This window comes from Microbacterium sp. 22179 (genome assembly GCF_052045715.1).
GTDB lineage: Bacteria > Actinomycetota > Actinomycetes > Actinomycetales > Microbacteriaceae > Microbacterium > Microbacterium galbinum.
The window spans coordinates 63,142-76,013 of the sequence record NZ_JBQEPJ010000009.1 but is presented as its reverse complement, the minus strand read 5'-3'; the positions used below and the strand labels follow the sequence as shown (position 1 = coordinate 76,013).

The window sequence follows — 12,872 nt, the reverse complement described above, 5'->3', positions numbered from 1 at the left end:
GCCGCGAGGGAGACGATCCCAGGCATGACGTCGCCCGCCCCGGCCCCGGCACCCGATGGGCGGGCCGAGAGCGAACCGGCTCTCGAGGAGTTGCTCGGACCCGGACCGGAAGAAGCCGATGCTGCGGCGAAGGATTCCGCGGACGCACGAGAACCGGAGGCGGCTCGGGGGACGCGCGCGGTGCTGCGTCGGCACTGGCGGTTCGTGACGGTCTCCGCAGTGCTGCTGCTCGCACTGGGGATCGGTATCGGCTGGGCCGTCTTCGCGCCGCCGTCCGATGCGATCGCGCTGACCGCGGAGCAGCAGGAGCGGCGTGCTCTTCTCGAAGACGAATCCGACTTCGATCCCGGCACGCTGCGTGCGGTCGGGCAGGACGACGATTCCGGTGCGATCGTCTGGCTGGGCACCAAGGGCGAGGGGGATCTGACCTGTGCCGTCGTCGATGTCGACGACGCGACGCAATCCCAGTGCCAGCGCACGTCCGATTTCCAGAACGTCGGAATCAACGTCGCGGTCATGCGCCCCGGCGAGACCGTCGACGAGGTGACCGCCGTCTTCACGACGATCAATGCGTACATCGTGGTCGCCACCGACGGGGATCCGATCGCATCGATCCAGCAGTGGGACTCGTCGTCATCGATCCTCGCGCAGTTCGTCGGCGACGAGCGCACGCGGGCCGAGGAACTCGTCGCGCAGGGCTTCGAGATGAACCTGAGCGTCGTCGGCTACTTCCGAGACGAGCCGGTCTGGATGGCGAATCGATACGGCGAGACGGTCGAGCCCGAGGCCTGCCTGATCGTCGATGCCGCACAGCTCGATGCGGTCTGCCTGCCCTCCACGACGGCGATCGAGGTCGGCCTGTCCACTTTCGTGTCGGACGACGGATCGGGTTCCGGGCCCGGCTCGTCGCTCACTCTCGCCTTCACCGCGAGCCAGACGCCGTACCTGACGATCACCGAGGCCAGAGCGGGCTGACCTCCTCGGCGGCGGACACCCGGTCGGCGAGGATCGCGCGGCGCTGGTCTCCGACCCGCACCAGGATCAGCGTGGCCGAGGCGGCACCGCGCAGCGTGAGCTTCTTGCGGAACTGCGCCGGGTCGATATCGACTCCCCGCTTCTTGATCTCCAGCGTGCCGATGTCGTTCGCCTTGAGCACGGCATTGATCGCCTTCGGGTTCGCGGCCATCGTCTCGCGCACCCGGAAGGACTGCACGAACGGGCTGGTGAGCGCGGCATCCGAGGTCAGATAGGCGATCTTCTCGTCGAGCATGCCGGCATCGAGGCTGCGGGCGACGTCGCCGATCAGACGAGCCCGGATGACCGCTCCGTCGGGTTCGTGCAGGAAGGCGCCGAGCGGGCGCACCTCGGCGTCGACGGCGTCGGCGCCGGCGGTGAGTTCGTGCGAGCGCTCGCCGCGGATCACGAGCGCGGCGCGGCGCACGCCGGCCCGGGCCAGAGCCCCGGTCCAGAGCACGAGCTCGACCACGCTGCCGTCGGCGCTGACCCACTGGGCCTCGGCATCGGCAGGCAGCGCATCGCGATCGTGCGCGGGGCCGAGCTTGATCCCGGTCGGCACGCGGGACGCGAGCGCGAATGCCCAGTCCAGCGAGGGGGAATAGTCGTCGGGCGAGACGCGACGGGTCTCGCTGTGCCCGGCCGTGCGCCGGGCGGGGTCCATCCACACCGCGTCGCGCCCGTCGAGGTCGGCGCTCTCGGCGGTGCCGTGCTGCACGGTCGCGCTCTCACCGAACGGGGCGAGGTTGTACGCCGCGATCGCCGCGGTCACCGGGTCGGCGTCGACCGCGAGCACATCGAGACCGGCTCCGGCGAAGGCGAGGGCATCGCCGCCGATCCCGGAGCCGAGGTCGGCAATGCGGGTCAGCCCGGCGCTGCGCATGCGCTGGGCGTGACGGGCGGCGACGCCGAGACGTGTGGCCTGCTCGAGGCCCGCGCGGGTGAACAGCATCCGCTCGGCGAACGGTCCGAACTTCGCTCCCGCCTTCGCACGCAGGTGCGCCTGGCCGACCACGGCCGAGACGAGTTCGGGGGAGTGTCCGTCGGCCCGCAACCGCGACACCGCGCGCGCGACCTCGTCCGTCGACTCGACGCTGCCGAGCGCATCCAGCAACTCCAGCCCGACGGGGGTCAGCAGCGCTTGCAGCTCAGACATCTCCACCCGCACAGCCTACGCGGGCGGCGGGGCTGGCACTCGCGTTGCATGAGTGCCAGCGAAGCGCCTACACTGGCGTTAGCACTCTCGGGTTGAGAGTGCGAACAAGTCTTTCGTGTCAGCGTCAAGAAAGAAGAGGTAGACCGTGTCGGTTTCCATCAAGCCGCTCGAGGACCGCATCGTCATCAAGCAGGTCGAGGCCGAGCAGACCACCGCGAGTGGCCTGGTCATCCCCGACACCGCCAAGGAGAAGCCCCAGGAGGGCGAGGTCGTGGCGGTCGGCCCCGGTCGCATCGACGACAACGGCAACCGCGTTCCGCTCGACGTCGCCGTCGGCGACCGCGTGCTCTACAGCAAGTACGGCGGCACCGAGGTCAAGTTCGGTGCGGACGAGTTCCTCGTCCTGTCGGCTCGCGACGTCCTGGCGGTCGTCGTCCGCTGATTCAGCGTTCCCGAGAAGGGGCCCGGATGCTTCGGCATCCGGGCCCCTTCTTCGTCAGCGCGCGGCGGAGTCGTCGCGCCCGCGCCGTCGGAGCGACGACGGTCGGGGAAGTCGCAGCGCACGCGCCACGGAGGTGAGGCGCGATCCGATCTTCCACGACGTGCTCGTCTCGATCTCGTGCAGCCGTGAACGCAGGCTCTCGAGCTCGGTTTCCGCTTTCTTCAGTCGAGCGTGTGATTCGGCGAGTTCTTTCTCGACGGCCTGCCGGGCCCGACGCTGCTCATCCCTGTCGCCGGCGAGTCGGAGGGCCTCGGCTGCGCGCTCCTTGCCGAAGCGCACCGCCTCGGCATGCTCGCGCTCGAGTCGCATCGCTGCGATCTGGAGCTGGGCGACCTCGTCGATGCGGATGGCGAGAGCGTCGCTCTCCGGCGCGTCGTCCGCTTCGGTGAAGACCGCCAGGGCGTCGACCACGCTCCTCCGCGCGGAGTCCGCGAGGGCGGCGGCATGCGCGGCATCCGGCTCGTGTTCGAGTGCTGCGGTCACGGCAGCAGGGAGGCCGGAGGGCTCGATGCCGAACGGGAAGTCCGCGTCCCAGGTTTCGGCGTAGACGTCGACCTTCGGCTTGGCGATGCTGAGGCGCTTCGTGCCGTAGGCGCACGCGAGGATGCGGCCGTGCAACGAGCTGCCGATCCAGAGGGAGGCCGTGGCGATCTCGCGCACGCGGTCGTCGATCGAGCGTGCGTCGCTGAGGGCGATGTCCCAGTCCGGGCGCTGGGCCGAGACCCGGTCGATGAGTTCCCGGTAGAGCTCGATCGAATCGTGCGCGGGCGCCGATCCGGCGACGAAGAGCCGGATGGGGCGATCCCCGAGTTCCGAGCACGCGACGATGGCGTCGGTCCAGGCCTCGATGCCGTGGGTGCGGATGTGTCCTTCCGACAGCTGAAGGAGCACGGAGCTGTCGCGGGGCGCATCGATCGGCAGGACCGACGCGATCGTGTGGACGAGGTCGGGCGCGAGACGGTGCGGGATGCCGAGGCGCTCGAGCAGTTCGGCGGACTTCGGATCGCGGACCGAGATGTAGCGCGCTTCGCGCAGGGCGCTCGTGGCGACGGCGGCACGCCAGGGAGTCAGGCCGCCGATGCCCGAGACTCCGACGGAGTTGAGCACCAGGCGCGCCCCGCGGTTGCGGGGGAACGCGCTCGGTCGCGGCACGTACGGCGACTCCATCCGTGCGCTCATCACCTCGTCGAGGAGCGCGTCCTGCTCGGCCGCGTCGAGCGACGAGAACCGCGTCCACTCGGCGTCGTCGACGGCGGTCCGGTAGACGTACTCGCGCTGCGTGGAGCCGACCTCGCCACCGACGGTCCAGATGCCCGTGGCGGGCTTCTCGGTGAGGGTCGGGCCGGTCGCGGTGATCCGCCGCCCGAGGAGCGCGGACATGTCGACGGCGATCGGCGCGGTGTACTCGACATCGACGATGCCGCGCGCGAAGTGATCGGCGACGACGAGGAAGAGCAGATCGCCGAGGTTGTCGCGTTCGTAGGCGCCGCACGCGACGACCGGGGGAGCGTGTGCGGGGGCACGGCACGTCCTTCGGGAGACCGCCGCCGTCGGGTGCGGAGGCAGGGCTGTCCGCGAGGGGAATCGCGGAATCGCGAGGGCTCAGGCGATGCCGATCAGTATACCGATCGGCCAGTTTGGACCCCGGGAGGGAGGCGCAGCATCCGCCACGCGGCATCCGATTCCTGCCGAAATCATCCGGCGGGCCACGCAACCGCCAGTGGATGCGCACCGCGGGCATAGTGTTGTGCGGTGAGTTCCGTCCCCCGCGCTTCGTCGAGCCAGACCTCCGGAGTCGCCTACGCGGGCGGTGCTTATCTGCTGTGGGGCGTGCTGCCGCTGTACTTCCTGCTTCTCGTGCCCACGGGGCCCTGGGAGGTCGTCGCCTGGCGGGTGCTGCTGTCGTTCGTCTTCTGCCTCCTGCTCCTCACCGTCATGCGGGGCTGGACGGCGTTCCTGGCGATCATCCGGCGGCCGAAGCTCCTCGGCTGGACGGCGCTCGCGGGCCTGCTCATCTACGTCAACTGGCAGGTGTTCCTCATCGGCACCCTGACGGGCAACGTGGTGGAGACGAGCCTCGGGTACTTCATCAACCCGATCACGACGGTGCTCCTGGGCGTGTTCGTGCTGCGCGAGCGGATCCGCCGGCTCCAGTGGGCGGCGATCGCGATCGCCTCGGTCGCCGTGGTCGTGATCATCGTGGCCCACGGCGAGTTCCCGTGGATCGCCCTCTCGCTGACGGCGTCCTTCGGTCTGTACGGACTCATCAAGAAGCAGATCGGACCGGCGGTGGATGCCGTCAGCGGTCTGACCCTCGAGTCCTTCTGGTTGATCCCGATCGCCGTCGTGCAGCTCATCCTGGTGGCTCAGACCCCGGCGGGCCTCACGATGGGCGTGAACGGCGGATGGCACGCAGTGCTCTTGGCCTGCGCCGGGATCGCGACGGCCGTGCCCCTGCTTCTGTTCGCCGCCGGTGCGCGCCGGATCGATCTCACCGTCATCGGGATGATCCAGTTCATCACCCCGGTGATGCAGTTCGTCATCGGCGTCGTCTTCCTCCACGAGCCCATGCCGGCCGAGCGCTGGGCCGGTTTCGTGATCGTCTGGATCGCGATCGTCGTGTTCGTGATCGACCTGCTGCTCGCCGCGCGACGAGGGCCAAGGACCGCTCCCACGCCCATCGTCTGAAACCGGTATTCCACCGCGTAGCGGATCGTTAACGCACCGAAACACTTGCGACCCCTGCGGAGCGCTTCTGCGCCCTAGGGTTAGAGCACTCGACTGTGGTCACGTCCACTCTCAGTTACGCAAGGGAGCATTATGAAGGCACTGAAGGGTTCGCGCACCGCGAAGATCTTCGCAGGCATTGCGCTTGTCAGCGCGTCTGCCCTCGTCATCGCGGGTTGCAGCAGCACTCCGTCCGATGACTCGTCCGACGGCGGCGCGCCCGCCACCGATCTCACCCTCAAGCTCGGCTCGCTGCTGCCGAAGACGGGGTCGCTGGCATTCCTGGGACCGCCCATGGAGTCCGGTGTCGGACTCGCGGTCGAGGAGGTCAACGCGGCGGAGGCCGGCATCACCATCGACCTCACCGCCGAGGACGAGGGCGACACCGACACCAAGGCGTACGAGACGTCGATCGAGAAGCTGCGCAACGCTGACGTCAGTGCGATCGTCGGTGCGGCCGCCTCCGGTGTCTCGAAGCTGGTGCTCGACGGAAACGTGAGCGCGGGGATCCTCCAGATCTCGGCGTCGAACACGTCCCCCGACTTCACCGCCTGGGAGGACGACGGACTCTACTTCCGCACCGCTCCCAGCGACCTGCTTCAGGGCGAGGTGCTCGGCAACCTGATCGCCGAGGACGGCGCCAAGACGCTCGGCATCATCTACCAGAACGACGCCTACGGCACCGGCCTGAACGACGCGCTCACCACGACGTTCGAGGGCACCGGCGGCGAGGTCGTCGAGTCGGTCTCGTTCAACGTCGGCGACGCGCAGTTCGATGCGCAGGTCGAGTCGATCAAGGCGCAGAACCCGGACGCCGTCGCGATCGTGTCGTTCGAGCAGTTCAAGACCATCGCGCCGCTGCTGGTGAACGCCGGCATCTCGGCCGACAAGTTCTACATGGTCGACGGCAACCTGTCCGACTACGGCGACGAGATCTCGGTCTCGCTCGAGGGCGCGCAGGGCACGAAGGCGGGCCCCGCACTCGAGGACGACTTCACGGATCGCCTGCAGGCGTCGTGGACGGCTGCCGGCAACCCCGAGGTGAAGGACTTCACCTACGCGGCCGAGGCCTACGACGCCGTGATCCTGGTGGCGCTCGCGTCGCTCGCGGCCGGTTCGACCGAGGGCGCCGACATCGCGGCCAAGATGCAGGAGGTCTCGGGCGGTTCGGGCGACGGTGAGAAGTGCACCAGCTTCGCCGAGTGCGCCGAGATCATCAACGACGGCGGCACGGCCGACTACGACGGCTACTCCGGCGACGTGACGTTCGACGAGAACGGCGACCCGCAGGGCGCCACCATCGGCATCTACAAGTACGTCGCGGGCAACACCATCGAGCGCACCAACTGATCGCATCGATGAGTTGATCGACCGATCACTCGGAAGGCCCCGGATGCTCGCATCCGGGGCCTTCCTCGTACGGGCAGGTAGCCATGACTGCACCGCCGTGCGGCATGCGAAAGGGGCGGGATGCCGAAGCATCCCGCCCCTCGTCGCAGCGCTCAGGCGACGTCGTCGGCGAGCGTCCCGAGGTACAGTCCGATGACCTTGGGGTCGCTCAACAGCTCGCGCCCGGTGCCTTCGTACGCGTCCTTGCCCTGGTCGAGCACGTAACCGCGGTCGCAGATCTGCAGGCAGCGGCGAGCGTTCTGCTCGACCATGATCGTCGTCACACCCGCCTTGTTGATGTCCGAGACGCGGATGAACGCGTCGTCCTGACGCACGGGGGAGAGGCCGGCCGAGGGCTCGTCGAGCAGCAGCACCGACGGGTCCATCATGAGCGCCCGCGACATCGCGACCATCTGCCGCTCACCGCCCGAGAGCGACCCGGCGCGCTGCTTGAGACGCTTACCCAGCTCGGCGAAGATGCCGGTGACGAACTCGAGGCGCTCCGCGTAGATCTTGGGGTTCTGGTAGAGCCCCATCTGCAGGTTCTCCTCGATCGACAGCGAGGGGAAGACGTTGTTCGTCTGCGGCACGAAGGCCACCCCGCGCTTGACGAGCTTGTCGGCCTTGAGGCCCACGATGCTCTCGCCGTTCAGCGTGATCTCTCCACCGCGCACGTTGACGAGGCCGAACATCGCCTTGAGCAGCGTCGATTTGCCGGCGCCGTTCGGGCCGATGATGCCGATCAGCTCGCCCTGACGCGCGACGAGATTCGCCCCGTTGAGGATGTTCACGCCGGGAAGGTAGCCCGCGTGGACGTCCGTGAGTTCGACGACCACCTTGTCTTCGCTCATGCGTTGTCCTTCGTATCGGAGTCGACGGGATCCGTCGCCTCGAGCTCTGCCTCTGCCTCGGCCTCGATCTGTTCGCGGATGCGCGCAGCCTCGGCGTCGGCGACGACCGGAATGCGACCGGTGACGGCACCGAGGTCGACGTCCTGGTGGGCGCCGAGGTACGCGTCGATGACCGCGGGGTCGTCCATCACCTGGTCGGGCGGACCTTCGGCCACGACGCGGCCCTCGGCCATGACGACGACCCAGTCGGCGATGTGGCGCACCATGTGCATGTCGTGCTCGACGAAGAGCACGGTCATGCCCTGCTCCTTGAGGTCGAGGATGTGGTCGAGCAGCGACTGGGTGAGGGCCGGGTTCACGCCGGCCATCGGCTCGTCGAGCATCACCAGCGTCGGGTCGCTCATGAGCGCCCGGGCCATCTCGAGGAGCTTGCGCTGACCGCCCGAGAGCGCGGCGGCGAAGTCCTTCTCCTTGGCATCGAGCTTGAAGCGCGCGAGCAGCTCACGCGCCTTGCCCTCGATCTCGGTGTCCTGCGCGCGCCAGAGGAAGGGGAACAGGCTCGACCAGAAGCCCTCTCCGCGCTGCCCGGTGGCCCCGAGCTTCATGTTCTCGAGGACCGTGAGCAGCGACAGCGACTTCGTGAGCTGGAACGTGCGCACCTGACCCATGCGGGCCACCTTGAACGACGGGATGCCCGACAGGTTCTTGCCGTCGAACGACCAGGTGCCGCTGTTGGGCCTGTCGAAGCCGCAGAGCAGGTTGAAGAGGGTGGTCTTGCCGGCGCCGTTCGGTCCGATGAGCGCCGTGATGGCGCCGCGGGGGATCTCGAGGTGCTCGACGTCGACCGCGGTCATGCCGCCGAATCGCCGCTGCACCGCGTCGACGACGAGGATCGGGTCGACCTTGGCGACGCCGGGCTTGACCTCGCCCTTCGTCAGACCGGTGGTCTTCGGACGCTTGATGCTTCCCGTCGCCGGCGCGGCGGCCGGCTCGGGGGTCAGTTCACTTGACAAAGGTCATCTCCCTCTTGTCTCCGAGGATGCCCTGCGGGCGGAAGATCACGAGCAGCATGAGTGCGACGCCGACGACGATGTAGACGACGGTCGCCGCCTGCTTGTCGGTCATCGGCAGCAGGCCGGCATTCGCCAGCTGCGGCAGGAGGCTCGCGAGGAACGCGTTGACCACCCAGAACAGGACCGCTCCGAGCGTCGGGCCGAACACGGTGGCCGCGCCGCCGAGCAGGAGGATCGTCCAGAGGAAGAACGTCAGCGACGTCGAGTAGCTGCCGGGGACGACCGCCGACGGGAGGACGAAGACGATTCCGCCTGCCGCGCCGAGCACACCGCCGACGACCAGCGCCTGCATCTTGTAGGCGAAGACGTTCTTGCCGAGCGAACGCACGGCGTCCTCGTCCTCGCGGATGCCCTTGAGCACGCGCCCCCAGGGGCTGCGCATCAGCGCCCAGACGAGGAGCACGGCGAGGGCGAGCACGATGAGCCCGAACACGCGGTTCCACAGGTCGTTGGCCGTGTACGTCCACGGGCCGAACCCGTAGGTTCCCGGGGGGAACGGGTTCGCATCGCGGAAGCCGCCGTTGTACTGCGCGAGGCCGTCGGCGGAGTTCGTGAACTCGTCGAAGACCTGCGTGGTGAAGAGCAGGCGCACGATCTCGCCGGCCGCGATCGTCGCGATGGCCAGGTAGTCGGCGCGCAGACGCAGGGTCGGGATGCCGAGGAGCACGGCGAAGAGCGCGCCACCGAGCAGGCCGATGAGCATGCCCACGAACCACGGCAGCCCGAACGAGAGCACGGAGATCGCGTAGCCGTAGCCGCCGATGGCCATGAAGGCCGCCATGCCGAAGTTGAGCAGTCCGGCGTAGCCGAAGTGCACGGCGAGGCCCGTGGCGGCCAGCGCGTATGCCAGCGTGATGGGGCTGAAGAGGTACGCGGCCGTGTTGGTGAAGATGGATCCGAAGTCCATGATGATCAGCCCAACCTTTCCTTGCGGCCGAGCAGGCCCTGCGGTCTGACGAGAAGGATCACGATGAGGATGACCAGCGCGCTCGCGTACTTCAGGTCGGAGGGGATCCAGAGGGTCGATACTTCGACGGCCATACCCACGATGAGCGAGCCGACGAGCGCGCCGAAGGCGGTGCCGAGACCGCCGAGCGTGATCGCGGCGAAGATGAGCAGCAGCATCTGCATGCCCATGTTCCAGGTCACTCCGGGGCGGAAGTAGCCCCAGAGCACGCCCGAGATCGCGGCGAGCGTTCCGGCGAGGATCCAGACGTACCGGACGACCCGGTCGACATCGATGCCGGATGCGGCGGCGAGCTGCGGGTTGTCGGAGATCGCCCGCGTGGCCTTGCCGACCCGAGTGCGAGTGAGGAAGAACGCCACCCCGATGATCACGACGATGCTGACGCCCATCGCGATCATGTCGATGTACGACAAGGAGATGGGTCCGAGCCGGATGGGCTCCGGGCTCGCGCCCGGGAGCTGATAGGTGCCGCCACCGATCATGTACTGGAAGAGGTAGCGGAGCGCGAGCGAGAGGCCGATGCTGACGATCATCAGCTGCACGATTCCCAGCCCGCGACGGCGTAGCGGCCGCCAGATGCCGGCATCCATCGCCCAGCCCAGCAGCGCGCCGCCGATCACGGCGGCCGCGATGCCGATCCAGGGCGGAAGCATCCACATCGAGGTCGTCACGACGGCGACGAGACCGCCCCAGGTGACCATCTCGGCGTGTGCGAAGTTCGACAGTCGCGTCGTGCCGTAGATGAGCGCGGCGCCCATCGACGCGAGTGCGAGGAGCAGGCCGAAGTTCAGGCCGCCCACGAGGCGCGAGGCCAGCTGGTCGATGAAGCTGACGGTGACGCGCTCGCCCTCGCCGAGGAAGAGGTTGAGGATCTTGGTTCCGGTGAGACCGAACTCCACCTCGAACGACGCCGTCGTGCCGGAGATCGGCTGCGTGCCCTCGGGAAGGAGCGACGCGTCGACGATCACACCGTCGGGGAGCGTCTCCTCGTTCACCGTGATCGTGTACGTCTCCTTCTCGGGCACGTACAGGCGCCACTTGCCCTCGGCATCCGTCTCGGTCTCACCCTCGAAGCCGCTGCCGGAGACCGAGAGCTCGACGCCCTCGACCGGCTCGTCGTCGAAGGTGATGACCCCGCCGAAGTAGAAGTCGGTGACCTCTTGACCGTCGTCTGTCGTCTCTGCCGAGGCGGCGAGCGGCGGCTGCATGAGGATCGCGCCGAGTGCGAGCAGCACTCCGATGAACGCGACCAGCCACGGCTTCTTCCGGTGGACGGCGATTGTTGTGGATCCCACGCAACCTCCAGGGTGAGTGCACCTTCGCACAGACTTCGACCGTCTCGGGTTGGACGACGCACTTGACTGTAGTGGGCGATCTGCGTTTCGCCTACACCTTTAATCTGATCGAAATGAGAGCGGTACCAATACACCGGTGGGCCGATCGCGGTCGTCACGGTACCCGGCCCCGGGAATGTTCTCGGCCGCTCTCCGCTTAGAATCTTCATACGGTTTCCCGGCCGGATCCGGCCGGCCCCACGAACTCGGCGTCGCGCGACACGCGCAGGAGGAGCATCCATGGAACAGCACGATCCCTTCGGTTTCGTCGGACTGACGTACGACGACGTGCTGCTGCTTCCCGGGCACACGGATGTCATCCCCAGCGAGGCCGACACCTCCTCGCGAGTGACGCGTCGCATCTCGGTCGCCACTCCTCTTCTCTCCAGCGCGATGGACACCGTCACCGAGGCGCGCATGGCGATCGCGATGGCGCGTGAGGGCGGCATCGGCATCCTGCACCGCAACCTGTCGATCGCCGACCAGGCGTCGCAGGTCGATCGCGTCAAGCGCAGCGAGTCGGGCATGATCACCGACCCGATCACCACGACCCCCGACGCGACCGTCGAAGAGGTCGACGCGCTGTGCGCCCAGTACCGCATCTCGGGCCTGCCCGTCGTCGACGGCGACGGCCGTCTGGTCGGCATCATCACGAACCGCGACATGCGGTTCGTCTCGGGCTTCGAGCGCCAGTCGACCCTCGTGAAGGACGTCATGACGTCGGAGGGGCTCGTCACCGCATCCGTCGGCGTGGCCGCCGGCGAGGTCATCGCCCTCTTCGCGAAGCACCGCGTCGAGAAGCTCCCCCTCATCGACGCCGACGGCAAGCTCGCCGGACTCATCACGATCAAGGACTTCGACAAGAGCGAGAAGTACCCCCTCGCCACTAAGGACGACCAGGGTCGCCTGCGCGTCGGTGCGGCGATCGGCTTCTTCGGCGACGCGTGGGAGCGCGCTGAGGCGCTGCGCGACGCCGGTGTCGACGTGCTCGTCGTCGACACCGCCAACGGCCAGTCGCAGGGTGTCATCGATCTCGTCAAGCGCCTCAAGGCCGACGAGTCCTTCGCGCATATCGACATCATCGGCGGCAACGTCGCGACCCGCGAGGGTGCACAGGCGCTCATCGACGCGGGAGTCGACGCGGTCAAGGTCGGCGTCGGCCCCGGCTCCATCTGCACCACCCGCGTCGTCGCCGGCGTCGGTGTGCCGCAGGTGACCGCCGTGTACGAAGCCTCCCTCGCCGCCCGCCCCGCGGGCGTGCCGGTGATCGCCGACGGCGGGCTGCAGTACTCGGGTGACATCGCCAAGGCGCTCGTCGCCGGCGCGGATGCCGTGATGCTCGGATCGCTCCTCGCCGGCACGGACGAGTCTCCGGGCGAGATCGTGTTCCAGTCCGGGAAGCAGTTCAAGCAGTACCGCGGCATGGGTTCGCTCGGTGCCATGCAGACGCGTGGCAAGCAGACCTCCTACTCCAAGGACCGCTACTTCCAGGCCGACGTCCCCAGCGACGACAAGCTCATCCCCGAGGGCATCGAGGGCCAGGTCCCGTACCGCGGACCGCTCGGCGCCGTCGCGTACCAGCTCGTCGGCGGACTTCGTCAGTCGATGTTCTACGTCGGCGCCCGCACGATCGAAGAGCTCAAGACTCGCGGAAAGTTCGTGCGCATCACCTCGGCCGGGCTCAAGGAGTCGCACCCGCACGACGTGCAGATCGTCGTGGAGGCGCCCAACTACAAGAAGTGATCCGCTAGCGCGGATGAGGGGAGGGGCGGATGCCGCGGCATCCGTCCCTCTTTCTCTGCGTGGCGTCGCGCGCCGTCAGCCGGAAGGCGTGTGCCACAATCGTGAGGAACCTGCTC

11 protein-coding genes are annotated in these 12,872 nt (G+C 68.1%); 5 read left to right on the top strand and 6 right to left on the bottom strand.

What is annotated here, in order from left to right:
- Positions 1 to 24 precede the first annotated feature (24 nt).
- Complete coding sequence (locus ACTJKK_RS16105; RefSeq protein WP_440748713.1) at positions 25 to 975, top strand: hypothetical protein; 951 nt, start codon at positions 25 to 27, stop codon at positions 973 to 975.
- On the opposite strand, the gene ACTJKK_RS16100 is transcribed toward ACTJKK_RS16105, so the two are convergent.
- Positions 953 to 2,176: a THUMP-like domain-containing protein gene (locus ACTJKK_RS16100; RefSeq protein WP_440748712.1), complete on the bottom strand. Its 1,224-nt coding sequence runs from the start codon at positions 2,174 to 2,176 to the stop codon at positions 953 to 955. The two genes, ACTJKK_RS16105 and ACTJKK_RS16100, sit on opposite strands and share 23 nt — an antisense overlap.
- A gap of 139 nt (positions 2,177 to 2,315) precedes the next feature.
- On the opposite strand from ACTJKK_RS16100, the gene groES reads away from it, so the two are divergent.
- Complete coding sequence (gene groES, locus ACTJKK_RS16095; protein WP_017203655.1) at positions 2,316 to 2,612, top strand: co-chaperone GroES; 297 nt, start codon at positions 2,316 to 2,318, stop codon at positions 2,610 to 2,612.
- Positions 2,613 to 2,666: 54 nt separating this feature from the next.
- Here groES and ACTJKK_RS16090 read toward each other — a convergent pair whose 3' ends face one another.
- Positions 2,667 to 4,052 carry a polysaccharide pyruvyl transferase family protein gene (locus ACTJKK_RS16090; protein ID WP_440748711.1) on the bottom strand — a complete coding sequence of 462 codons (1,386 nt, stop codon included), beginning with the start codon at positions 4,050 to 4,052 and terminating at the stop codon, positions 2,667 to 2,669.
- A 372-nt stretch (positions 4,053 to 4,424) separates the two neighbouring features.
- Here ACTJKK_RS16090 and rarD point away from each other — a divergent pair, with 372 nt between their 5' ends.
- A complete protein-coding gene (gene rarD / locus ACTJKK_RS16085) occupies positions 4,425 to 5,360 on the top strand; it encodes an EamA family transporter RarD (protein ID WP_440748710.1) in 936 nt (311 codons plus the stop codon).
- A 132-nt stretch (positions 5,361 to 5,492) separates the two neighbouring features.
- Positions 5,493 to 6,749, top strand: a complete 1,257-nt coding sequence (locus tag ACTJKK_RS16080) for an ABC transporter substrate-binding protein (RefSeq protein WP_247632748.1) — start codon at positions 5,493 to 5,495, stop codon at positions 6,747 to 6,749.
- A gap of 152 nt (positions 6,750 to 6,901) precedes the next feature.
- On the opposite strand, the gene ACTJKK_RS16075 is transcribed toward ACTJKK_RS16080, so the two are convergent.
- The 4 genes from ACTJKK_RS16075 to ACTJKK_RS16060 are packed head-to-tail and all read right to left on the bottom strand — an operon-like array spanning position 6,902 to position 10,887.
- On the bottom strand, positions 6,902 to 7,639 hold the full coding sequence (locus ACTJKK_RS16075) for an ABC transporter ATP-binding protein (protein ID WP_247623176.1): 738 nt from the start codon (positions 7,637 to 7,639) through the stop codon (positions 6,902 to 6,904).
- A complete protein-coding gene (locus tag ACTJKK_RS16070; RefSeq protein ID WP_440748709.1) occupies positions 7,636 to 8,652 on the bottom strand; it encodes an ABC transporter ATP-binding protein in 1,017 nt (338 codons plus the stop codon). The genes ACTJKK_RS16075 and ACTJKK_RS16070 overlap by 4 nt, the downstream gene beginning before the upstream one ends.
- A complete protein-coding gene (locus ACTJKK_RS16065; RefSeq protein WP_247623175.1) occupies positions 8,642 to 9,619 on the bottom strand; it encodes a branched-chain amino acid ABC transporter permease in 978 nt (325 codons plus the stop codon). The genes ACTJKK_RS16070 and ACTJKK_RS16065 overlap by 11 nt, the downstream gene beginning before the upstream one ends.
- Before the next feature lie 5 nt (positions 9,620 to 9,624).
- Entirely contained in the window at positions 9,625 to 10,887 is a 1,263-nt protein-coding gene (locus ACTJKK_RS16060) for a branched-chain amino acid ABC transporter permease (RefSeq protein ID WP_440748742.1), read from the bottom strand.
- Positions 10,888 to 11,253: 366 nt separating this feature from the next.
- Between ACTJKK_RS16060 and guaB the strand changes: the two genes are divergently transcribed.
- The gene (gene guaB / locus ACTJKK_RS16055) at positions 11,254 to 12,756 is read left to right on the top strand and encodes an IMP dehydrogenase (protein WP_440748708.1); all 1,503 of its coding nucleotides are present in this window, start codon (positions 11,254 to 11,256) and stop codon (positions 12,754 to 12,756) included.
- Positions 12,757 to 12,872: the final 116 nt, after the last annotated feature.

Coding starts and splice junctions, on each gene's coding strand:
- guaB (WP_440748708.1), top strand. CDS start 11,254: ATGGAACAGCACGATCCCTTCGGTTTCGTCGGACTGACGTACGACGAC.
- ACTJKK_RS16060 (WP_440748742.1), bottom strand. CDS start 10,887: ATGCAGCCGCCGCTCGCCGCCTCGGCAGAGACGACAGACGACGGTCAA.
- ACTJKK_RS16080 (WP_247632748.1), top strand. CDS start 5,493: ATGAAGGCACTGAAGGGTTCGCGCACCGCGAAGATCTTCGCAGGCATT.
- ACTJKK_RS16075 (WP_247623176.1), bottom strand. CDS start 7,639: ATGAGCGAAGACAAGGTGGTCGTCGAACTCACGGACGTCCACGCGGGC.
- ACTJKK_RS16090 (WP_440748711.1), bottom strand. CDS start 4,052: ATGTCCGCGCTCCTCGGGCGGCGGATCACCGCGACCGGCCCGACCCTC.
- ACTJKK_RS16105 (WP_440748713.1), top strand. CDS start 25: ATGACGTCGCCCGCCCCGGCCCCGGCACCCGATGGGCGGGCCGAGAGC.
- ACTJKK_RS16065 (WP_247623175.1), bottom strand. CDS start 9,619: ATGGACTTCGGATCCATCTTCACCAACACGGCCGCGTACCTCTTCAGC.